Genomic DNA, 22622 nt, shown 5'->3' on the forward strand with positions numbered 1-22622 from the left:
TTAGCATCTACTATCTGGTAGATCAAAGCTACGCATAAATAAGTTAGTTTGCAATGCCTTTGTTACAATTCGGCCCGGCCGGAATTGATCAGCGTGGATGGCATAAATTTCCAAGGGTGGCTGGTATTGCCTGAACGACTTGCCGGGCTGGAATCACGACTTTATTCGAGTCAGCGACCAACTGGTCGCCCGCAGCGCCGTGTAAGTAACAGCCTAAAATGACAGCATCATGCGGCGGATATCCCTGGGCGAGAAAAGCCGTTAACATGCCTGTCAATACATCCCCCATGCCACCGGAGGCCATTGCCGGATTGCCAGTAGGGTTAATAAGCAAGTTGCCATCCGGCAGGGCAATAAATGTATATTGATTTTTCAGCAAGATAACCAGTTGGCGGGCAACGGCCTGTTCTTTGGCGGTCTGCACACGGTCCCACCAGCTTTTGTGCGCCCCAAAGAGGCGGTCAAATTCTTTCATATGGGGGGTGAGGATGCTATATTTGGGCAAGCGGTCTAACCATTCCCTGTTTTGTGAAAGAAAGGTTAGCGCATCGGCATCTATGACCATCGGCTTGTCGGTATGCGTTACCCCGTCTATCAACCAGGATGCTCGCTGACCTAAGCCGGGTCCGATACCGATGGCATCAACGCGATTCCACATTCCCGGTAACTCATCCACTCCGCAATACATCACCTCAGGCAGGCGGGTGTTTAACGCGGCGAGGCCCATTTCCGGAATGAAAGCGGTGGTCAATCCTGCGCCACTGTAGAGGCAGGCCTCACAGGCCAACAGGGCCGCACCCATTGTTTGGATATCTCCTGCAATGATAAGCGCATGGCCGTAGGTACCTTTGTGGGTGAAAGGCTCCCGATGACGGTAAATCTGCTGGATATCCGACGGTTCAATCAATTTAAAATCACTGGGCAGCTTTTCGATGAATGCCTCGTCCAGCCCGATATCCACCACATGGAAGTGCCTGATTGATTTGGCAGACTCCGGAAAGAAAAAACTAAGCTTTGGACGTTGGAAAGAGATGACATGATGTGCTTGCAGGGTGTGCTCCGATGGGGAGAGGACGCCATCGGCCGGGAGACCCGTAGGAACATCGACAGCCACGACCGGTTTTCCCGTTTGGTTGATATGTTGGACCATCCGCAGCCAATCCCCTTGCAGCGGTTTGTTCAACCCCGATCCCAATAGGGCATCGACTACGACACGTTGGGGGATGGGAGGGAATTCGTCTCCGGGGAAAAACTCGGTGATCGGAATCGGAGTGTTATATAAACGGGCCATGTTGGCGGCAAATTCGTCGCTTTCGTTACTGCCGAAACGTGCAATCCACACGGCGACCGCATCATAGCTGCGTTCCTGCAACAGCCGTGCAATCGCCAAGCCGTCGCCTCCATTGTTTCCCGTGCCGGAACAAATCAATACGTGCGTGTTTTTGTCCGGATAGAGTTGCATGAAGATGGTAACGAAAGCCAGAGATGCATGTTCCATCAGATCAATGGATGCGATTGGGGTCGTTTCGATGGTGTACCTGTCGGCCTCTCGCGTCTGCGCTGCGGTGATAATGGTTTTCATTTCGGTGTTTCTGTTTAACGGTGATTAAAGATAGGAAAAATACCTTACCTTTGTAAGTAGCACCAGCAACGGAGGATTCCCATGATTGTTAATGATTCCTTAAATCTCGCACCTGCGATTACTGAAGTATTGGAGACCGTGTTTGATCCGGAAATCCCGGTCAACATTGTGGAGTTGGGGTTGGTTTACGAACTGATTACGAAAGAAGGCGGTATTGCCAAAGTCGTGATGACCCTTACCGCCCCCGGTTGTCCGGTAGCCGGTGATATTATTGACGAAGTGCAACGGAAAGTAGCGGACGTGGAAGGTGTGAAACAGGCATTGGTGGAACTTACTTTTGATCCGCCATGGGACAAGAGCATGATGAGTGACGTAGCTCGGTTGGAGCTTGGATTTATGTAATATCTATTCTTCCGCAAAGGTATGCACAATCTGCGATCGATATGCGGCGTCCTTTTCCTGGAATTCAACGGTTTTTTTATATGTATCAAGGGTGAAAAATACTTCACCGGGTACAGGTGCGTCTGCTCCGAAGAAAAGCTTAAAGCTGTAGGTGGATGATTTATCTAGGTTTACCTGGGCTCGATTGGAAGAAAATACCAACGGCTGGATAGGCTGTGCTCTCATTCGAGTAACACCATTGACGTTCCATATCTCACTCAAAGCCGCTACAAACCGATCGCTTTCTTCTCCGGACCGAATGAATTTAATACTGCCCGTTTTAAATCCCGCTTTTTCATCCACCTTGCCATCGGAGCTGATTCCGGCAGGAATGTTTTTATCCACTTCGACGATGAGGCCTACGGTATCTTCGTTGAACAATCCTCTTGCTGCATAGGAAACGGTAGTTTCCTGGTCTGTGCGGTCCAGCAATCGTAAGGTAATGTAGGTAGGGTTCTTGGGCCCGTGCGTGATGGATACCAAGGGCGTGGAGTTTGAAGTGCCGTCATTCCCTGGTTTGGGCGTGTTTCCGCAGGCGGCCAGCAACGCAGCTACCCCTATGATTATAATCTGCCTCATACAATATATTATTTGCCGGCTTGTTTTTCCAGATCAGCCAGCGTTTTTACGGGTTTCTTCTCTACCTTATCTTTTCCAAAAATTGCATTCCAGATATTGCGCGATTCCTTGGTGAGCAGCGGCGCCACGATGGATAAAATCAATACGTAAACAACTACAAACGACTGAATAACCGGAAGAAGCTTTCCTGCCTTGCCAATGTTGGCCATGATGATAGAAAACTCACCCCTCGCGGCCAAGGTAAAACCGATATCAACGGAGTTCCGTTTCTTCAAGCCAGAAAATCGGGAGGCAAAATAGCCGGAAGCAACGTTGCATAGGATGGTTACCAACGCTGCGATGGAAGCCCATAAGACCGCGCCGGTCAGCGACATGGGATCAATGGAAAGCCCAAAGCTAAAGAAAAACATGGCGCCGAAAAAGTCTTTAAACGGAAGTACCAGTTGCTCGATGCGCTTGATGTATTGGGAGTCTGCCAGCACCAAACCGGCCATTAATGCGCCAATGGCTTCGGCTACATGAATGGTTTCCGAAAAACCGGCAACAATAAATAACAGGGCAAATATGACGAGTGTGAACAGTTCGGAGGTTTTATCTTGGAGAACGCGGTCGATGGCCGGAACTAGCTTCCGGCCCAAGATGAGAAAGGCCAGTATGAAGCCTAAGGCGAGCAGCGAAGTGCCCGCAACGGTCCAGAAGGAGCTGCTTCCGGTCAGTATCAATCCGGATAGAAAGGATATATGCATGGCGATGAATAGGTCGTCAAACATAATCATTCCCATTATTACCTCCGTCTCCGGATTGGCCGTGCGTTTGAGGTCGGTTAATACCTTTGCTACGATGGCCGTGGAGGAACTGGTCATCATGCCACAGACGACCATCGTTTCTTTAAAAGGCAACCCCATCAGCCAACCCATCAACAGCCCTGAGCAGAAGTTGAGTGCTACGTAGAAAGTTCCACCGGTGACGATGGATTTTCCCGATTTAATCAACCGACCCACCGAAAACTCCAACCCAGGTAGAAGAGTAGAAATAAGACACCGAGTCTACCCATGAAGTCGATAAAGGGTTTGCTCTCAGTGAAGGTAAGGTCGATATTTCCGAACTGGGGCGCATGTTGTCCCAGCACCATCCCGATAAGGATGAAAAAAGGAATTACCGAAAAGCGCAGCTTGTTGGATATCAATCCAACCAGTGCTACGAGGCCTACGGCAATTCCTATTTCCAGTATCAGGGTGTGTGACAGCATACGCGACAGCTTTATTTCGGTGTAATTTAAAGAATTTCTTTCAATAGCTTGATGTGGCTCCTTTTACCAGCCACTACCAAGGTGGTGTCGGCTGAGATGACGTAATCGGGGCCTGGATTAATAATGCTGTCACCTCCTTTTATGGCGGCAATGATGGACGCACCGGTCCGTTTGCGTACTTCCAGATCGCCGATGGATTTGCCGATGCTGGAGGCACCGCCTTCTACTTTATACCATTCGATGATCAGGTCATCCAAGGCGACTTCAATGGTTTCCAGGGCCTTGGGTTTGTAAGACAAACCACCGATGATGCCTGCTACCTGTCGGGATTCTTCATCCGACAGGGTCATCACACACCTGGATTCGCTTTCTTCCTGGTCGTATCGGTATAATTCCCGTCGCCCATCGTCATGAATCACCACCACCATGTTGTCGCCAGCTTCGGTTTCGATTTGATATTTTTTTCCAATACCAATCAGATCCGATTCTCTTACAATTGACATAATAGTCTCTCCCTAAGTTTAAAATTCCACAAAGATACGACTTTATTTAATTCCTTCAGCGAGCGGAGTACCCGAGCTTGTAGCGCTCCAGTCCATTATTTTTGAAAAAGTTTAGGTACTTTCGTCCGGACCAACAGTAAAACCATGAGATTAACAATTGCTATTTTCCTTGCCTTTTTTGGATTTTCCTGTCAATCTACCGGCGGTCGGCAAGCCGGGGAGGCAAATCGACTGCGTGTCATGACATTTAACCTTTGGCATGGAGGCGATGGCGTCAAACTTCCACGCGATACCACGATCAAGTATCAGTTGGAGGCCATTCGGAAGGCTGAGGCCGATGTAGTGGGCTTTGAAGAACAAACCACCAATCAAAGCGACCATCAGTCGCGCGCAAGGGTACTTGCGGACAGCCTCGGATGGAAATGCCATGTGATTGATGAGAGCCGGGCGGTTATTTCACGGTATGATATGGAGCCTGTGGGCAGAACCAAATCATCCCAAGCCGTACTCTTGGCACTGCCCTGGGGATCAAAAGCAGTCTTCGGGGTGATGCATCTCATGTACACACCGTATGAGCCGTATGACATTGCCGACCGGAAATTGCTGAACGCCAAAGCGGCAGAAGCTTCTGCCCGGGAAACCCGCTTACACCAGGTGCAAAGCGTATTGGATGAAATCGCCGCGTATGCGGATTACCCGACAGTGTTGGTAGGCGATTTCAATGAACCGAGTTGTTTGGACTGGACGGAGGAAGCGATCAGGCAGCGTGGAGATACGCTATTACCTTTCGCCGTGAACTGGCCGGCAACCGCATTGCTGATTGAGAAGGGGTTCAAGGATGCTTACCGGGAAGTGTATCCCGATGTTACGCAGCGACCAGGCTATACCTGGACATCGGTGGAAGGGCTTTGGCGGGATCCTGAAATCCATGACCGAATTGATCTGATTTACATCCGGGGCAATAAACTGACGGCAGAAAATGCGTGGATTGTAGGGGAGCCCGCGACGCTGTCAGATATGGAGGTAAACCCATGGCCTTCCGATCACCGGGCGGTTGTGGCGGAATTAGCGCTTTGACCGGAGCCGAGGCAAAAACAATTTTTAACCTGAATTGTCAATCTCTACGATTTAAAAGCAATGCGCTATGGCAAAGTATTCAGAAAAGGCCGGGGAAAAGGTCGAGAAATCCGTAAAGGAGATGAAGGAAGGAAAGTTGAAATCAGGGTCGGGAAAGAAAGTTACTTCCCGCAAGCAGGCGATCGCAATCGGGCTTTCCGAGGCACGGAAAGCGGGTGCGAAAGTGCCGAAAAAGAAAGGGTAAAGCAGGTATTTATCCGTTACGCTTTCTAATTATCCCAGTTTATTTCGTCCACATCCGGATTTTGTTGAAGCGTGGTGATCAGCGTGCTGATATCCGGATGGCTTAGGCTGCTGAACGTAAAAAAGATTACCGGTTTGGGGGTGGTTTTGTCGACTGTACATGAAACAATCTCCAAACCGTGTAATTCAAAGATCTCGTTGATGATTTTGAGGGACTTGGGAGCGGTTAACGTGATCTTTAGGTGTTTTTGTTTAAATCGCTCACTGAATTTCTTTTCGAGGGGCTGTAATACCCATAAAATGACAATGGCCATTGCAGTTGCCACCGAAGCGGCAAAATACATTCCTCCTCCGGTAGCGAGCCCAATGGCTGCAACAGTCCAAAGCCCTGCAGCCGTAGTCAGGCCCCGGATGACTCCTTGTTTTAAAAATAAGATGGTACCCGCTCCGATGAATCCAATCCCGCTGATGACTTGGGCAGCAACCCTTGACGGGTCCAATGTAACATTTTCGCTGCCCAGAACGTCGGTAAACCCGTAAGCGGACACCATCATGACCAGGGACGAACCCACGCTTACCAACATGTGGGTCCTTAATCCCGCTGCCCAGTTTTTTCGCTCGCGTTCAAAGCCAATGATTGCTCCGAACAATGCAGCCAAAGATAGACGCAAGGCTATTTCCTTCCACTCAATCATTTTTTATTCGATAATTTGGCATCTACCAACCGGTATCCACCATTTTCCTTTGGTTCGGGACGTCCGATGGCAATGTTTGTGGAATGATACATCAGGAAAATCCAACCTTCGGCACTTCCTTGCTCCCAATACTGCTGGCGTAGTGCCATCGAGCGGCGCCCGTCGTAATCGTATTTGGCAGCAAACTGCCGGAAAAATTGTTCCGGTTCAGGAGCCTCATCACCTCCGAAAAAGTAGTGTTCGCCGCCCACTCGGATATGGAAAACCTGATGGTAGGGCGTATGACCCCCGGATACTTCGTAACTGATTTCGTTGTTCAGCATACCATTGCGTTCAACCAATACTAGGTTGCCACTCCGTTGCAGTACATCGAAAATTTCCGTTTTGTAAGAATCCGATTTGCCGCTGTACGCATCTTCCCATTCGCCACGCTGTATTACATATTCAGCATCCGGAAATGCTAACCGGAAATTGCCGTCTTTCTCCATGACCATACCACTTGCATGGTCTTTGTGTAGATGTGATAAGAGTACATACCGTACGTCTGCAGGGTCGAAACCCGCCTTCCGGATGTTGTCATGCAACTGGAGCCCGCCTGCTGCATTGGTATGTCCGATACCGGTATCGAGCAGGAGCAGTCCGTTTGCTGATTCAATCAGAAACGGATGCACGTGAATAAACAACGAACCCGGGCGGTCTTTCTTGCTGTCTTTATTGGCATCAAACGGAATGAATTTTTTGGAGGCGTCTACGGAAAATGAACCTTCGAATAAGGAATATGCTTGCATGTTTTTATCTTTACCCCTTCGTAGTGCACAAACTTAGATAAATTTGCCTTTTTTGCAAATCTAATGGTTGCATGAAAAAGCAAATTATTCATACGTGTGTGCTTCATAATGCATTCATGAGCGCTACGCGGTTTATCGGTCTCTCCTCTGCCGTTGAGAGACAGGGTTATAGAGGAAACATATGCAAAAAAGATGGGCAATCGCCTCATGTTCTGATCGGGCGGCGTCACAAAGGCTTCGTAAAGAGCTGGGTATCCACAAGGTACTGGCCGATTTGCTGATTAATAGAGGGGTGGAGACTTTTGAGGATGCACGGCGGTTTTTCCGCCCGGACTTGTCTGCATTGCACGATCCATTTTTGATGCGTGATATGGACAAAGCAATTGCCCGTATCGAACAGGCCATTGGCAACAAAGAGCGGGTACTAATTTACGGCGATTACGACGTAGATGGTACAACTGCAGTTGCCGTGGTGTATAGTTTTTTCCGGCAGTTCCATTCCCGTTTGGAGTTTTACCTTCCGGATCGTTATGCCGAGGGATATGGTATATCGACACAGGGTATCGATTATGCTGCTGAAAATGGCTTCTCACTCATTATCGCATTGGATTGTGGCATCAAAGCGTTGGATAAAGTTGCCTATGCCCGCGAGCGTGGTATTGATTTTATCATCGGCGATCACCATTTGCCGGGGGAGCGCTTACCCGATGCGGTTGCGGTGCTCGATCCCAAGCGCGGGGATTGTCCTTATCCGTATAAGGAATTGCCGGGATGCGGCATCGGCTTCAAAATCATCCAGGCGTTCATCCAGAAAAACAACATGGATATCCAGCAGTGCTACCAGTATTTGGATTTGGTAGCAGTGGGCATCGCTTCCGATATTGTACCCATCACAGGTGAAAACCGGATACTTACCCATTTTGGTCTCCAAAAACTGAATACCAATCCGTGCTGTGGTTTACAATCGTTGATTGATCTATCCACACATAAGAGCAGTTGTTTTACGGTAAACGACATTATCTTTCAAATCGGACCGCGCATCAATGCCGCCGGGCGGATTGATCACGCCAAAGATGCCGTCAAACTTTTGGTCTCTAAGTCGATGCAGGAAGCATCCGTATACAGCAACAGCATCGACCTGCAAAATTCGCAACGCAAGGATTTTGATGTGCGCATCACCGAAGAGGCATTAGCGATCTTAGATGGCGATGAAATTCTGAAACAGCGGAAAACAACCGTCGTCTTTAAGCCCGATTGGCACAAAGGCGTAATCGGTATTGTGGCTACGCGGTTGACCGAGAAATATTATCGCCCTACGGTTGTACTGACGCAAACCAACGGACATGTATCGGGATCGGCCCGATCGGTTGTGGGCTTTGATTTATACGAGGCGCTGAATGCATGCAGCGATCTACTTGACCAGTTTGGTGGTCATAAGTATGCGGCGGGGCTTACGATGAAGCCGGAAAACATCACTTTGTTTGAACAACGTTTTGAAGAGGTGGTGTCCGCCAGCATTTTGCCGGATATGCTGCAACGTGAAATCGGAATTGACGCCGTGTTGAATTTGTCAGACATCGACGCTAAATTTTTCCGTATTTTGCGGCAATTTGAGCCATTTGGTCCACAGAATGAAGCACCCTTGTTTCTCAGTAATCAAGTGCGTGTTGCAGGCAATGCGACGGTAGTGGGGGGAAGTCATCTAAAAATGACGGTGGTGCAACCGGGGTCGGCGGCTTTCGAGTGTATCGGTTTCGGATTGGGCGATTATGCAAATGCAATCAATACCGGTATACCCTTTGACTTATGTTATACCATTGAGGAAAATGTATGGCGGGAGAAGCGCAGCATTCAATTGAATATTAAAGACATTAGGATTTAGGTACGAGGTACGAAATACGAGGTACGAAATACGAAGTTAGGCAGATATGGGTAACTGATCATTGATATCCATCCCCAAAAGCTGATATAAAAAATGATTTTAAAAGCGGAACATCTGATCAAAAAATACAAGCAACGGGTTGTTGTAAACGACGTATCCTTTGAAGTGTCCCAAGGGGAAATTGTCGGATTATTGGGGCCGAACGGTGCGGGTAAAACGACTTCTTTTTATATGATCGTTGGGCTCATTAAGCCCAATGAAGGACATGTATACCTTGACGGACAGGAGATTACGGAAGATCCGATGTATCGCAGGGCACAAAAGGGCATCGGTTACTTAGCGCAGGAAGCGTCGGTATTCCGAAAGCTTTCTGTAGAAAACAACATCATGGCGGTATTGGAGATCCATCATAAGGACAAGGCTGTGCGCCAGGAGAAGCTGGAAGAACTGCTGGCGGAATTCAGTCTCAACCGCGTTCGGAAAAATCGGGGCGACCTCCTGTCGGGTGGCGAACGCCGCCGTACCGAAATCGCCCGGGCTTTGGCTGCCAATCCACACTTCATCCTGCTGGATGAACCTTTTGCCGGGGTCGATCCGATTGCTGTAGAGGAGATCCAAACCATTGTCTCCAAATTGAAACATCGGAACATCGGTATTCTGATTACGGACCACAATGTGCAGGAGACCCTGTCAATCACCGATCGGGCCTACCTACTTACGGAAGGCAAGATCATGCTGGCAGGCACACCCGAGGAAATAGCTGCCAACGAGATGGCACGTAAATTCTATCTGGGTCGCAATTTTGAACTACGTCGAAAGAAACTTTAGTGCTGAGTACTTAGTATTTAGAAAGAAATGCAAGTTTGGAAAAAAATGCAAGCTACCTACTAAGGAAATGTGATAGCTGGCATGTATCAACGAGTAACTTATGGCTATTACGTATTAGTAACTAACCACTAAAAAAATGGCTTTAATCAATTCGATATTCACCTGGATCATGAAAAAGCGCATTCATCAGATTGAGCTATTCATGAAATACCCGCATGAAGTGCAAGAGGAGTGGTTTCAAAGCCTTATCTCTACCGCAGAAGCAACGGAATGGGGTAAAAAATACGATTACAATTCCATTCTTACGCCAGAGACCTATAAAGAACGCGTGCCGCTGCAGGATTATAACAGCTTAAAACCCTATATCGACCGGATGATTAAAGGTGAACAGAATATCCTTTGGCCTTCGGACATCAAATGGTTTGCTAAGTCATCCGGCACTACGGCAGACCGCAGTAAATTTATTCCCGTAAGTGAAGAGGCGCTGGAAGACTGCCATTTTCAGGGCGGAAAGGATATGCTCACCGTATATTGCCACAATCGGCCCGATACCAAAATTTTGACCGGAAAATCGGTGGTCTTGGGAGGTAGCTCCCAAATTAACAGTTTCAATTCCGATTCATACTACGGTGATCTTTCTTCCATCATCATCCGGAATCTTCCTTTCTGGGCAGAATTCCACCGGACACCCGATGTGGAGACAACCCTCAATCCAAATTTTGAGGAGAAAATAGAAAACGTGGCGCAGCTCACCATTCATGAAAACGTAACCAACCTTTCTGGTGTACCTACGTGGAACGTAGTGCTGGCGAAGCGAATCTTAGAAATTACCGGTAAGGACAATCTGTTGGAGGTATGGCCCAATCTGGAGTTTTACAGTCATGGTGGTGTCAGCTTCAAGCCGTACCGGGAGCAATTCAGGAAGCTTATCCCCTCAGACCGCATGTACTATCTGGAAAATTATAACGCTTCGGAAGGGTATTTTGCACTTCAGGATCAGTTGGATTCGGAAGATCTATTGCTTATGCTTGATTACGGTATCTACTACGAATTTCTTCCGATTGAAAACCTGCACGATGACCAACCTAGGACGTTGGGATTGCATGAAGTGGAGCTGGGCAAAAACTATGCACTGGTTATTTCTACCAACGCCGGGCTTTGGCGTTACCTCATAGGGGATACGATCAAATTTGTGAATTTACATCCCTATCGAATTCAGATCACGGGGCGCACCAAGCAGTACATCAACACATTCGGCGAAGAGGTCATCGTAGACAATGCAGACGATGCGTTGGAGCGGGCATGTTCGGCAACCGGGGCTTCCATCCGCGATTATACTGCCGGGCCGGTGTATTTTAAAGAAGGTGAAGCGGGGGCACACGAGTGGATCATAGAATTTGAAGAAAGGCCGGATGACTTTGATAAATTCTGTCAGGTGCTGGACGGCACGTTACGCGAAATTAATTCGGACTACGATGCCAAGCGGTTTAAGGATCTGGCCCTGCAGTTTCCGATTATCCATGTGGCACCCGATGGTACATTTTACCGTTGGATGAAGTCGCGCGGCAAGCTTGGAGGGCAAAATAAGGTACCCCGTCTGGCCAATGAGCGGACTTATCTGGATGATATCTTGAAAATCATCCATGGATAACTCATGTAGCGATGCAAGGGGCATATACATTGACGGTCTTATTAACGGTGTGTTGGATACTAGGACTGGCACAAAGCCCTGTATCCAAACCCAACATCGTGTTTATCCTTGCCGACGACCTTGGATATGGAGACCTGGGGTGCTACGGGCAGGAGAAGATTAAAACGCCTAACATAGACCGGCTAGCTAAGGAGGGTATGCAGTTTATGCAATTTTATGCAGGCACTACAGTGTGTGCCCCATCGCGATCGTCGCTCCTTACCGGACAGCATACCGGCCATACATTTATTCGTGGCAATAAGGAAATTGAGACGGAGGGGCAGTATCCATTAGCGGATTCTGTACAGACATTCGCCCAATTGCTTCAGCAGGGAGGGTACCGTACGGGAGCCTTTGGAAAGTGGGGATTGGGAATGGTGGGAACGTCGGGCGCACCTGACAAAAAGGGATTTGACCGATTTTATGGATATAACTGCCAGCGTCAATCGCACCGGTATTATCCCACTCACCTATGGGACAATGACCGAAAAGTGATGCTGGAAGGGAATGGGCTTGTGCATAAAACCACGTATGCCCCTAAATTAATCCAACAGCGGGCGTTGGCGTTTATGGAAGAGAATAGGGAGACTCCCTTTTTTCTTTTCATGCCGACGGTATTACCGCATGCGGAATTGCAGGGACCTGACGACGAGTATTACCGGTGGTACGGGGGGCAATTCGAAGAACGACCCCATAATGGGCAGGATTATGGAGTTGGCGCCTCACCGGGAGGATACGCTTCCGTGAATGATCCCAGGGCCACATTTGCGGCCATGGTAAGCCGTTTGGATGCTTATGTGGGGGAGGTGCTCGACAAACTCGATGAACTGGGGCTCGCTGAAAATACAATGGTGATTTTCAGCAGTGACAACGGACCGCATAAGGAAGGCGGAGCTGATCCTGACTTTTTCAACAGTGGTGGCGGTTTCCGGGGATACAAACGGGATCTCTACGAAGGAGGGATCCGGGTGCCGTTTATCGTCCGCTGGCCCGGCCAGGTAACATCCGGGTCCCGGACCGACTTTCAAGGTGCTTTTTGGGATATCATGCCTACGTTGGTAGCTGTCGCAGGGCTGAAACAACCGAATTATACCGATGGGTTGTCTTTTCTGCCTGCCTTACAGGGAAGGGACGGTGAACAATCCCAGCACCCTTATCTATACTGGGAGTTTCACGAGGGCGGAGGGAAGCAAGCTGTTCGTTCAGGTAAATGGAAAGCTGTACGTTTAGCCGTGCAAAGCGGCCAACCTATTACTGAATTATACGATTTAGAAAGCGACCCAAAAGAGTCAGTGGATGTAGCGGCCAAGTATCCCAATATTGTTTCCCGGTTGGAGGCATACATGGACCGCTCGCATCAGGAGAGCGCTGTGTTCCCTTTTCAGCGATAAACCTGTTATCCGGCTTTTAGCTATTCACGTTGGTTTTAATAACTATACCCAATTCCATACGTAGCAAATACGCGTTGTGGCGCATTCACCTCATTGGCATAAACAAGCTTTGCACCAATGTCGAAGTTCGGGAGGTAAAAACGCAGTAGGTTCATGTCTGCGCGGAATTCCAGGCCGAACGTGCGCGGCTGGAACGTGTTTCCGGTCCGCACATTTTGGAAATCAGCAAAAAGGCCACCCTTAAACCGCTTGATATAGGCTAGCGGACCAAGGGACCAGTCGGGGTAGGCAATCGGGAAGCGGTAGCTGAAAAGAAGTGTGTTATCTATCGGCAGCGGGTGTAGCTGGTCATATCCGCTTACAAGCGGGATGTCATTGGCCATGGCATAGGTGCCACCGCGCTGCTGGTAGTTGAAGCGCGCTAAAAAGGAATGATTGGGCCAGATGCCCGGAAAGTAAAAAGCGGTACGCAGTGAAAGATGCTCGCCCGCTATCCGGCCGTCAAACGGAAAATGCCGGTAAGTAATGCTTAAATTCTGACCCCAACGGGGGGCGAGGTCCAGCACACTCTGCCGCACATTGTGGTTAAAATAAACCTGGTAGTGCAGGGGAAACTGGATACGATCGATAAATCGGTCCTGAAACTGAGGTTCATTTAATCCATAACGGCGGGTGTAAGACGTAGCTGCGCTCAATCCGGTAGTAAATATATGGTTGAGGCGATAAAATACCAAGGGGATGTCCATCTTCAAGGTTGTTACGTGTTCCCGCCAACGCAGTCCGGTCAAACTTTCAGTTCCATTGCCGATTACTTTGGCCGTTCCCACCTGTCCGCGGTTGCGGTACTCCAACGAAAACTTTGGGAAAAATTGTTGATAAGCAATTGACGCGAGGTATTCACTGCTACGGATATCACCGTTATAAGTGTATCCCAAACGGACCTGCGTCGTGTTTAGCAAATCGTCTGACAACCAGTAGATACCCGGGTTTATGTTAGCTAGATTGTCAAAATTACCGTTGTCTACAGATAAACTATGAAAGTTGATCAGATTTTTTAGCCCTTTATAAGGCTTTGAAGGCCATATCTCGCTTTGAGAGGTATCCGAAGTCGTTAAAATGTGTTTTTCGCTTACAGGTACTTTAAAATGACTAATAGGTGAATTGCTGAATTGCATGTGGCTGATCCGGTATCCGTCAACCTGATATGAGTTGAACCAAACCTGCCCGGTTTCGCTTTCAAACCAAGGGTTAAATGCACCGTATTGAGCGTTAGTGAGTTGCCCGATCGTGCCGTTTTCCGCATCAAGTATATAAAGGTTGTCGATTCCATTGTAATGGGCTTTGAACAAAATACGGCCATGGGCATACACTGGGCGTTCGATTTGTTGAGGTTGCCCTTCCAATATCATTCGGTAGGTGCCTGTTGGAATGTCTAACTCGACAAGGGAAGCGCCTGCATCGGAAATGCCCGTGACGATAGCTTTGCTGCCTGTTTCATCAAATGCCGGGGTTTGCAGGTGGATGTTTCCGGGAGCTGGGAACCGGGTGATTAAGGTACCCCGTTCGCTATCCAAAAGATCAAGGCTGGTCTGACCAGTTTCATTGATGGCGACGGCGAGGACCTGTGTATGGTTGGGTCGCAACACCGGAGAGAAATAGCGGCTTTTGTGTGAAAGCTGGCGATAGGCTTGGGTACGCATATCGTATACGTTGATGACGTTGTATGCCCGCTTCCCATAACGCGGATCGCGCCGTACTTCATCCCATGCGAGCATCCCTTCGGCATAGGAGAAATTGGGTTCTGTTTGGCGCCCGGTTTTCACGATTTCCGTCTGCTTCCCGAGCGAGTCCAGGATAACAATTGCGGGTACGTTGCGGGCACTTTGATGCAGGACTATAAGCCGCCCATCGGGAAGGCGTCGGGGCAGTAGCCAGCTCTCCGGTTTACCCGGTTCCCGGACCGGGAATACCGGGTAGTTTGCCGGGTTGTTCTCGGCCAATTGTTCCTGCCATTTTTGGGTCAGATCCGCCCCAATTTTTGCGTGCCATTCACGGGTGTTATACCCCGTAAATTTCTTCAGCGAATTACTGAAATTATAAGGGCGGATTGGTAGCTTGGCCATGCGTGTCATCAGGCTGTCGACGATGGTTTCTCCATACTCATTTTGGAGTCCGGAGGTGAGAAAATATCCGAGTTCATAAAAGCCCGGAGTGACGTCCTTCATTGACCCCAGGTAGTCCTTCTGATAGCTGTATGTTTTCCCATTTAGAAGGTTGGTGCGGAACGGCATTTCCCAGGAAGGCAGACGCCCGCGACCAGCAGAGGAGAGCACGGTTTCGGTAACGACTGCATCGCCCTCAAAAAACCAGGAGGGGAGGGTGACTCCATAGATGGCAAGCGCTAATTGTTCGAAAAAAGGTGCGCGTAAATAACCTGTCAATTTGTCAAATTGCACAACGTGCCGAAGCTCATGGATGGCGAGGTTATCCATCCAATCTTGAAAATCTCCCTGTTGCGGGGGAGTGGTGTAGAACTCCGAACGGCGGGGTGCAAGTTGTACGTTGCCATTGGATTCAACCGTTTGGTTTTGCAAAACAATGGAAATTTTGCGGGGTTCTTTGCCTAATGTTTGACTTACCCGCTTCCGGAAAGTTTCCAATCGGCTAGTCAATTTTTGAGCTCCTTCTTCAAAAGTAGCCGGGTAAATCAACTGGAAATTTTCGGTATGTATTTGCCTCCATTTTACACTTGGAGGGTAGGGGTCTCCATTGAAAATTTGGGAAAAAGTGTTTTGTGAATAAATACATAATGTTATTGATGTTAAACATTTGAATATAAGTTTATAATATGGTAAATTTTGTAGATTCATGGAGCTTTGCTAATTTTTTTTGCAAAAACAAGGTTTTTAACAAAGGTATTATTAATGTTTAATTTTAAGTAATATATATTTTTTACTGATTTACATATGTTTATATTTGTAAATAAAATTTGATAATCAAAAAATATTTACGTGAAATCATTCAATTATTTGCCTTGAAATCTGAAAATTTCGAATTGGAAATAAGTGAATGAATTTATGTGCTAATGTACACTATCTTTTTGAGTTTGTTAGGAACTTTTATTGCTTGGCAACCGTCTGCGGAATGCGCATGTGACTGTGCCAGAAGTGGCATGCACCGGCTCTCCTATCTCCCCGCTGCACTAAGCACACCATGGGTTGGACCTGTGTGAAGGCATGCAGATGGCGCTCGGCAAGGATATACGGATTGCCGCCTGGTTGTCCATACTATTGCAGCCGGACCATTAAGTAATCGATACTGACATTATGTCTGTTTTTGTTGTGTCTGTGTGCCGAAGAGCTGCTGTTCATCCGCAGTTTTTTTAATCTATACTTGTTCGTTCTTTTGATTTAAAAAACCGACTTTTGCATGCAAAATAATTTACCGATGTAGGAGATCATCAACTAAAATAGGAGGGCGCATGGACGAACTGGATACGCTGGTAGAACAAACCGAATTGCTGTTAGCCGAAGGCAGTGAACAGCAGCTAAAGGAATACCTCGATGAGCTGAATATTTCGGATGTGGAAGCCCTGATTGACGAGCTGCCCGAGTACGGCGCTACCTTCATCGAAACCCTGAGCATTAACCGTGCTGTAAACGTATTTCGCATCCTCGATTTCCCCACGCAGGAACGTATTCTCAAGAAGCTTTCGGGACCGAAAATTTCGGAAATTATAAACGAGATGCCACCTGATGACCGGACCGCTTTTTTCAGCGAATTGAAGGGTGACGTAGTGAAGCAATTGATCATCTTGCTTCCGCCCGCAGACCGCAAAGAAGCACTGGCGTTATTGGGGTATCCGGAGGACAGTGTCGGACGGCTGATGACCCCGGATTATATCACGGTGAAACAGCACTGGGACATTGCCCGGGTACTCCAACACATCCGCCGATACGGCAAGGCTTCTGAGACAATTGATGTGTTGTATGTGATCGATAAGGATGGGAAATTATTGGATGATATTCGTATCAAAGATATCCTGTTGGCTGACCCTGAAACGAGGGTAAAAGACCTCATTGATAACCGGCTCATCGCTCTCAATGCGGACGATCCGCAGGAGGACGCAATCAACGTATTCCGGATGAATAATCGGGTCGCGCTACCCGTGGTGGATGCGCAAGGAATCATGCTGGGTATTGTGACGGTGGACGATATCCTATGGGTAGCCAATGAGGAATATACGGAAGACATGCAGCGCATAGGGGGTACCGAGGCGTTGGATGAACCATACCTGGATGTGTCCATTCCGCACCTGGTAAGAAAGCGCGCGGGTTGGCTGATTGTGCTTTTTCTGGGGCAGTTACTTACAGCAACCGTACTTGAACATTATGAAAGCCAATTGGCCAGCGCTGTATTGATTTTGTTCATGCCGGTTATTCTTTCCAGTGGAGGGAATAGCGGGTCTCAGGCTTCTACACTGATTATCCAAGCGATGGCATTGGGCGAAGTTACCCTGCTCGACTGGTGGCGGGTTATGCGCCGTGAAATCCTGTCGGGATTGTTGTTGGGCCTCATTCTGGGAACGTTGGGCTTTATCCGGGTTTGTACCTGGCAGGCATTTGCACATGCTTACGGAGATCACTGGTTACTGGTAGGGGCTGTGGTTAGCCTGTCGCTCATGGGGGTGGTGTTATGGGGCTCCTTGGTGGGCTCTATGCTTCCTTTCATCCTGCGCCGGTTGGGGGCCGATCCAGCTTCATCGTCAGCCCCCTTTGTATCTACGTTGGTGGATGTGACGGGGCTCATCATTTATTTTACGGTAGCTACATTGATTCTTACCGGGGTATTGTTATGATTGTGCGCAGGCTGGGCAAGAAGACAGGATGGATAGGGATATTGTTGTTAGCTTCATTACGCTTGAATGCCCAACAGGAAGTTCCTGTCTATCTGGAGGGTGAATTTGGTGTCGACCGTTTCGGCGAGGCATCCATCCGATCGGTATTTCCGGCAGGTGCGGTAATCAGACTAGGGGCGGCGTTTGCGTTGGCAGACCAAGGGCGGTTGCGGTTGCGGCCGCAAGGTGGGGTGAAATATTTCGGAAATAAAATAGACGAGGAAATAACCGAGCAACTGTTGGTAATCAAGGCAGGTGTGCAGGCGAGCTACGATGTATTCTTCATCGGACAGGCTACATTTTTTCCGTATTTGGGTGTTGATTACAACTGGGTGTCCAATTTCGATATGGAAGACTACGGCGAGGAGGATGCAACCTATTCGGAAAATTACCTGCGTGGTTCAGGCATGTCGCAGGAAATCGGTTTGCGTGTGCAGATACGTGAGTGGTATGTCAAAGCGGGGTATGAATTATTCAGGCCCCGGCTACGGGCCAAGCGGTCTATTATTGAAGACGATCTTGCCGGAGGTTACCTTACTCCCTCCTCGCATGCTTTTCGTTTCAATACGCTCAATATTTCAATAGGCTTTTCAATTCAGCCATGATGCATGTTTGCAAAAAGATAAAAGTAGTGTTGGTTAGCTTGCTTCTGCTGGGGTGTGACGGCGAGGGCACCCTTTTGGACCTTTATCCGTTTGAGCCGATCGTCAACGCCGAGACACGCGTCTTGATACAGGATAACCAGCTTATTTATGCGCGATTGCATGGTCGGCTGCACATTGACGGTACGACGGAAAAAGGATGGTTTAGCACGCCAGACAATTTTCAGTCTTTTGACTTCGAGGACCGGCCTTGGCCGATTGCACAAGGAGTTCTTGGATTTGCCGACGGTTTATTGGTACATGCAATTCCCAACGGTGCGACGTGGTTATTACGTTTTTCGGAAGACGATGGGAAGACGTGGGAAACCAGCGAAGGCCCCGGTGCTGCAGTATCGCTTATGCAGGTGGCGGTAACGGCCAATCAAACCGTTTGGTTGTTAGGAGCGCAAGAAATCGGCGGAAACAGCCGCCTGCTGCTTTACCGCATCGATTTGCCGGACAAACGTGCCGAATTATGGTATACGAAAGATAATACCACCCCGTTGGCGATTGGGTTTCTGGGCCGTGAAAACGGCTGGCTGCTTTACCGGGGGCAGTATGAGGCAGCGGAAGGTGTCCGCATCGGGACGACGGTCGATGGAGGACGGGAATGGACTGAGCGTAGCGCTATCAGCAGGGTTACTTCACCGTCGCTGACATTGGTGGATGCTAATAGGTTGTTGGTGTATGATCGTGCCGGACGGACTTTCCTTTCATCAGACGGGGGAACATCCTTTGAGGAAGTGGCAATCGGTACGGGGGAAATAATCAGTTGCCAATCGGCAGGGGAAAATGTTGTATATGCACTTTTGGATCAGGGTGTCGCGAAAAGTAGCGACGGAGGGAAAAGCTGGTCTCCGTTGGAGGCCGGCGCGCACGGTGTGCGTATTACCGGTACGGCTATGGATTTTTACAACGAGCAGCGTGGGATTGTCTACGGTCCGGATCGGTTATTCTTTACAGTAGACGGTGGCAAAAGCTGGAGAATGGGAGTATATCCTTACGATTATGTACTGGAATAACAGTCGTTCATTCGACCCGGTTCATAGTTAATGACTTACAGATTTTTTTAAATATTTTTTGTTTATTCGAGAGAAAGTTACGAATATTGCAGTCCCGAAAACGGGGCATACCAGCAGAAACACTCCTGAATAGCTCAGCTGGTTAGAGCATCTGACTGTTAATCAGAGGGTCGCTGGTTCGAGCCCAGCTTCAGGAGCCAACTAAAAAAGCTGTTTTTCGATAAGAAAAACGGCTTTTGTCTTTTAAGGGCATTCTGGAGAAATGTTTTCTGCACAGGTCGGGTTCTCCGGCGTGTTGATTTACATCATTCATGGATACCATTCCCTAATACCCCAATCTGCTGTGGTCCAAAATTTAAAAATTGTATCTGTTATCATAAGTTTGATTTTCCGAATTTTGTACGATGAGTAATATTTTAGAATGTGATAAGTCAGCATTGCTTATCATAGATATGCAAAAAGATTTTGCAACTTTTAATGGCAAGGCTTATATAGATGGCACCGAAGAGATAGTTCCCAATCTTGTTACGTTGGCCAACATATTCAGGAGACAAGGCAAGGATGTTATTCACATTATCCGTTTGTATCATCCAGATGGTAGTAATGCAGAGTTATGTCGTAAAGATATCATTTCTTCCGGTAAACATATAGTAGCGCCACAAAGTGAAGGAGCGGCTATTATAGATAAGCTATTGCCGGATAATATCCGACCCTACCATCACGAAGATCTTCTTAAAGGCGAGATCGTTCAGTGCGGAGTTAACGATTATGTTCTTTACAAACCCCGATGGGGCGCCTTTTACGATACCGAGCTACATAATATGTTGCAATCAAAGGGGATAACTACACTTTTTATCGCTGGTTGCAATTTCCCCAACTGCCCCCGCACAACCATTTATGAAGCCAGCGAAAGGGATTATAAAGTTTCAATTATTCCCTCTACCATATCAGGAATTTACGAACGGGGTATAAAGGAATTGCAGCATATAGGGATTCATGTTTTTGAGGAGCTATCTTTTGTTGACTCCTTTCTAAAAAATGGTATATTGATCGTAAACTATCAACCCGCATATAAGCATGCCTTTGAAACTTTAAATAAGGCATGGCTTAACAAATACTTCGACATAGAGCCTATCGATGAATACGTACTATCAAAGCCGGAAGATGCCATACTGAACGATGGCGGTAAAATCCTATTTGCCTTAAAAAACGGGCAGGTTACTGGTACCGTAGCGCTTAAAAAAATGACGAACGGAGGATTCGAATTGACTAAAATGGCCGTTCATGAGAATTATCAGGGGTTGGGAATAGGTACCCTATTATGTAAACATGCCATTTTACTAGCCAAAAATCTCCATGTAAAAGAACTTGTACTTTTTTCACATAGTCGATTAAAAAACGCTTTAAGTATCTATAGAAAACTCGGTTTCTTAGAAACCGATGTGGATAAAACAATCTATAAAAGGGCTGACATCAGGATGGCTTTACAATTATGAACCCATCTCAAACCCATTTCAAGCATTGGAATACAACACGATGGACACAGTAACAGCCACAGTTTGGTATAACATAGACAACATGATACAATGAAAACAATGTTAATAACGGGCGCAAGTCGTGGAATAGGTGCTGCCACTGCCCTCCTTGCTGCAGAAAGAGGTTACGCAGTGGTCGTCAATTACCACAAAAATAGAGAGGCTGCAGACGAGGTGGTCAATCAAATTCTGTTTAAAGGAGGAAAAGCCGTGGCTGTTCAGGCCGATGTGTCAAAAGAAAAAGATATTATTGACTTGTTTTCTGAGGTGGATCACACCTTTGGGCGTATTCATTCGCTGATTAATAATGCGGGCATATTGGAACCCCAAAGGAAATTAATGGATATGGATTATGGACGGTTGCAGAAGATGTTTAATGCCAATATCATTGGTCAGTTCTTTTGTTGCAGGGAGGCCATTAAACGTATGTCAACAAAACATGGTGGTCAGGGAGGAACCATTGTCAACGTTTCATCTATTGCGGCAAGAACCGGGGCACCATTCGAGTACATTGACTATGCAGCCACGAAAGGAGCCTTGGATGCATTAACCATCGGTTTGTCTAAAGAGGTTGCAGAAGAGGGGATCCGGGTAAATGCTGTGCGGCCTGCATTTATTCATACCGATATCCATGCAGATGGCGGAGAACCGGATAGAATTAACCGGATAAAGGATAGCATTCCGCTGAAAAGAGGCGGTTTGACAAAAGAGGTTGCGGAAGCTATTTTCTGGTTGGCATCTGATAAATCTTCTTATTCGACGGGTATTTTCATTGATGTTACAGGAGGTAAATGAGAGATTAACTCGATTTTACGATTATTTCTGGATGATGTTTGACCGGGAAATTGACCGAGTTTGCAATAAAACAATATTCACTTGCTTTTTTGTGGAGCTCGATTGCTTTTTCAATCATGTCTTCACTTTTTACAGTGACCGTCGGGTTAAGGGTAACTTCTTTAAAAGACCCTCTTCCGTCATTTTCTTCCCTCATAATTCCCGTTGCGATGTCTGTATATTCTTCAACAATTACCTGATTCAGCGAACAAAAATGTAAGTACCAGAGCATGTGACAAGATGAAAGCGAAGAAACCAGAAAATCTTCCGGATTGTGTTTCGTCTTGTCTCCGCGGAAAGCCGGGTCAGCGGATCCTGCTATTGACGGTTTGTTTTCAATAAAGATGGTATGGTTTCTCTCGTAGTTTTTATAATGGTCTGTTCCGGAACCGTTATTTCCAGTCCATTCGATTTTTGATTGATACCAATGCTCTTTCATTACATTTTCGCTACTGCTTTCCAAATATCTTGGGTGTTGTCGTACCTGATACGCCAAGTCTTTTTGGGAATATGGGTACCGCTTGCGGTTGTATAGCAATCAATACGGACGACTAACTCTTCAGAATTCACTGGCTCGACCTCCGCGTCGGCAACCGCTCCATCGCTAAATTCTGCCAAGGCCGATACGGTTGTATGGTTCGGGGCAATAGCAAAAAAAAGTATTGCCATACACCCCGGATATACATGGGTGTCTTGGAAGCTGATTCTATTCATTTTCTAACGGTTATTTCTCATCCCTTCAATT

20 protein-coding genes, 1 tRNA gene and 1 pseudogene are annotated in these 22622 nt (G+C 47.6%); 13 read left to right on the top strand and 9 right to left on the bottom strand.

Translation table 11 applies throughout. The features are described 5' to 3' along the window. Positions 1-88: 88 nt before the first annotated feature. On the bottom strand, positions 89-1582 hold the full coding sequence (locus tag IEX60_RS03520) for an NAD(P)H-hydrate dehydratase (protein WP_188747394.1): 1494 nt from the start codon (positions 1580-1582) through the stop codon (positions 89-91). A gap of 81 nt (positions 1583-1663) precedes the next feature. Between IEX60_RS03520 and IEX60_RS03525 the strand changes: the two genes are divergently transcribed. Then, complete coding sequence (locus IEX60_RS03525) at positions 1664-1984, top strand: iron-sulfur cluster assembly protein (protein WP_188747396.1); 321 nt, start codon at positions 1664-1666, stop codon at positions 1982-1984. Positions 1985-1987: 3 nt separating this feature from the next. On the opposite strand, the gene IEX60_RS03530 is transcribed toward IEX60_RS03525, so the two are convergent. From IEX60_RS03530 to IEX60_RS03540, 3 genes and pseudogenes are all read right to left on the bottom strand, one after another. Continuing rightward, entirely contained in the window at positions 1988-2602 is a 615-nt protein-coding gene (locus tag IEX60_RS03530) for a hypothetical protein (RefSeq protein WP_188747398.1), read from the bottom strand. Between the two features lie 8 nt (positions 2603-2610). After that, positions 2611-3851, bottom strand: a pseudogene (locus IEX60_RS03535) (cation:proton antiporter). A 26-nt stretch (positions 3852-3877) separates the two neighbouring features. Then, positions 3878-4354, bottom strand: coding sequence for a cation:proton antiporter regulatory subunit (locus IEX60_RS03540; protein WP_188747401.1), 477 nt, complete (start codon positions 4352-4354; stop codon positions 3878-3880). 144 nt (positions 4355-4498) lie between these two features. Between IEX60_RS03540 and IEX60_RS03545 the strand changes: the two genes are divergently transcribed. Both IEX60_RS03545 and IEX60_RS03550 read left to right on the top strand, forming a co-directional pair. After that, the gene (locus IEX60_RS03545) at positions 4499-5431 is read left to right on the top strand and encodes an endonuclease/exonuclease/phosphatase family protein (RefSeq protein WP_188747403.1); all 933 of its coding nucleotides are present in this window, start codon (positions 4499-4501) and stop codon (positions 5429-5431) included. A 67-nt stretch (positions 5432-5498) separates the two neighbouring features. After that, positions 5499-5675 (top strand): DUF6496 domain-containing protein, encoded by a 177-nt coding sequence (locus IEX60_RS03550; RefSeq protein ID WP_188747405.1) that lies wholly within the window; start codon positions 5499-5501, stop codon positions 5673-5675. Positions 5676-5700: 25 nt separating this feature from the next. Here IEX60_RS03550 and IEX60_RS03555 read toward each other — a convergent pair whose 3' ends face one another. Together IEX60_RS03555 and IEX60_RS03560 are read right to left on the bottom strand one after the other, a co-directional pair. After that, the gene (locus IEX60_RS03555) at positions 5701-6369 is read right to left on the bottom strand and encodes an MgtC/SapB family protein (RefSeq protein WP_188747407.1); all 669 of its coding nucleotides are present in this window, start codon (positions 6367-6369) and stop codon (positions 5701-5703) included. Continuing rightward, complete coding sequence (locus IEX60_RS03560; protein ID WP_188747409.1) at positions 6366-7157, bottom strand: MBL fold metallo-hydrolase; 792 nt, start codon at positions 7155-7157, stop codon at positions 6366-6368. Before IEX60_RS03560 ends, IEX60_RS03555 begins: the two co-directional genes overlap by 4 nt. A 181-nt stretch (positions 7158-7338) precedes the next feature. Here IEX60_RS03560 and recJ point away from each other — a divergent pair, with 181 nt between their 5' ends. The 4 genes from recJ to IEX60_RS03580 all read left to right on the top strand — a co-directional run bounded on the left by recJ (position 7339) and on the right by IEX60_RS03580 (position 12948). Continuing rightward, a complete protein-coding gene (gene recJ, locus IEX60_RS03565) occupies positions 7339-9039 on the top strand; it encodes a single-stranded-DNA-specific exonuclease RecJ (protein ID WP_188747411.1) in 1701 nt (566 codons plus the stop codon). Positions 9040-9132: 93 nt separating this feature from the next. Continuing rightward, positions 9133-9867: an LPS export ABC transporter ATP-binding protein gene (gene lptB, locus IEX60_RS03570; RefSeq protein WP_188747413.1), complete on the top strand. Its 735-nt coding sequence runs from the start codon at positions 9133-9135 to the stop codon at positions 9865-9867. Positions 9868-10003: 136 nt separating this feature from the next. Then, complete coding sequence (locus IEX60_RS03575; protein WP_188747416.1) at positions 10004-11518, top strand: GH3 auxin-responsive promoter family protein; 1515 nt, start codon at positions 10004-10006, stop codon at positions 11516-11518. Positions 11519-11529: 11 nt separating this feature from the next. Continuing rightward, on the top strand, positions 11530-12948 hold the full coding sequence (locus tag IEX60_RS03580) for an arylsulfatase (protein WP_188747418.1): 1419 nt from the start codon (positions 11530-11532) through the stop codon (positions 12946-12948). A 35-nt stretch (positions 12949-12983) separates the two neighbouring features. On the opposite strand, the gene IEX60_RS03585 is transcribed toward IEX60_RS03580, so the two are convergent. Beyond that, a complete protein-coding gene (locus IEX60_RS03585; protein ID WP_188747420.1) occupies positions 12984-15542 on the bottom strand; it encodes a hypothetical protein in 2559 nt (852 codons plus the stop codon). Positions 15543-16429: 887 nt separating this feature from the next. Here IEX60_RS03585 and mgtE point away from each other — a divergent pair. The 6 genes from mgtE to IEX60_RS03615 all read left to right on the top strand — a co-directional run bounded on the left by mgtE (position 16430) and on the right by IEX60_RS03615 (position 21838). Next, positions 16430-17806, top strand: coding sequence for a magnesium transporter (gene mgtE, locus IEX60_RS03590; RefSeq protein ID WP_188747422.1), 1377 nt, complete (start codon positions 16430-16432; stop codon positions 17804-17806). Further along, positions 17803-18450 (top strand): hypothetical protein, encoded by a 648-nt coding sequence (locus IEX60_RS03595; RefSeq protein WP_188747424.1) that lies wholly within the window; start codon positions 17803-17805, stop codon positions 18448-18450. The genes mgtE and IEX60_RS03595 overlap by 4 nt, the downstream gene beginning before the upstream one ends. Then, a complete protein-coding gene (locus IEX60_RS03600; protein WP_188747426.1) occupies positions 18447-19508 on the top strand; it encodes a hypothetical protein in 1062 nt (353 codons plus the stop codon). Before IEX60_RS03595 ends, IEX60_RS03600 begins: the two co-directional genes overlap by 4 nt. A 123-nt stretch (positions 19509-19631) precedes the next feature. Continuing rightward, positions 19632-19708, top strand: a tRNA-Asn gene (locus IEX60_RS03605). Positions 19709-19912: 204 nt separating this feature from the next. After that, positions 19913-21004 (top strand): isochorismatase family protein, encoded by a 1092-nt coding sequence (locus tag IEX60_RS03610; RefSeq protein ID WP_188747428.1) that lies wholly within the window; start codon positions 19913-19915, stop codon positions 21002-21004. Between the two features lie 90 nt (positions 21005-21094). Continuing rightward, complete coding sequence (locus IEX60_RS03615) at positions 21095-21838, top strand: SDR family oxidoreductase (RefSeq protein ID WP_188747430.1); 744 nt, start codon at positions 21095-21097, stop codon at positions 21836-21838. A 4-nt stretch (positions 21839-21842) separates the two neighbouring features. Here the strand turns inward: IEX60_RS03615 and IEX60_RS03620 are convergent, their stop codons facing one another. Together IEX60_RS03620 and IEX60_RS03625 are read right to left on the bottom strand one after the other, a co-directional pair. Beyond that, the gene (locus IEX60_RS03620) at positions 21843-22316 is read right to left on the bottom strand and encodes an OsmC family protein (protein ID WP_188747432.1); all 474 of its coding nucleotides are present in this window, start codon (positions 22314-22316) and stop codon (positions 21843-21845) included. After that, positions 22316-22591: a hypothetical protein gene (locus IEX60_RS03625; RefSeq protein ID WP_188747434.1), complete on the bottom strand. Its 276-nt coding sequence runs from the start codon at positions 22589-22591 to the stop codon at positions 22316-22318. Before IEX60_RS03625 ends, IEX60_RS03620 begins: the two co-directional genes overlap by 1 nt. Between the last annotated feature and the right edge of the window lie 31 nt (positions 22592-22622).

Source organism: Parapedobacter defluvii, from assembly GCF_014642075.1.
Classification (GTDB): domain Bacteria; phylum Bacteroidota; class Bacteroidia; order Sphingobacteriales; family Sphingobacteriaceae; genus Parapedobacter; species Parapedobacter defluvii.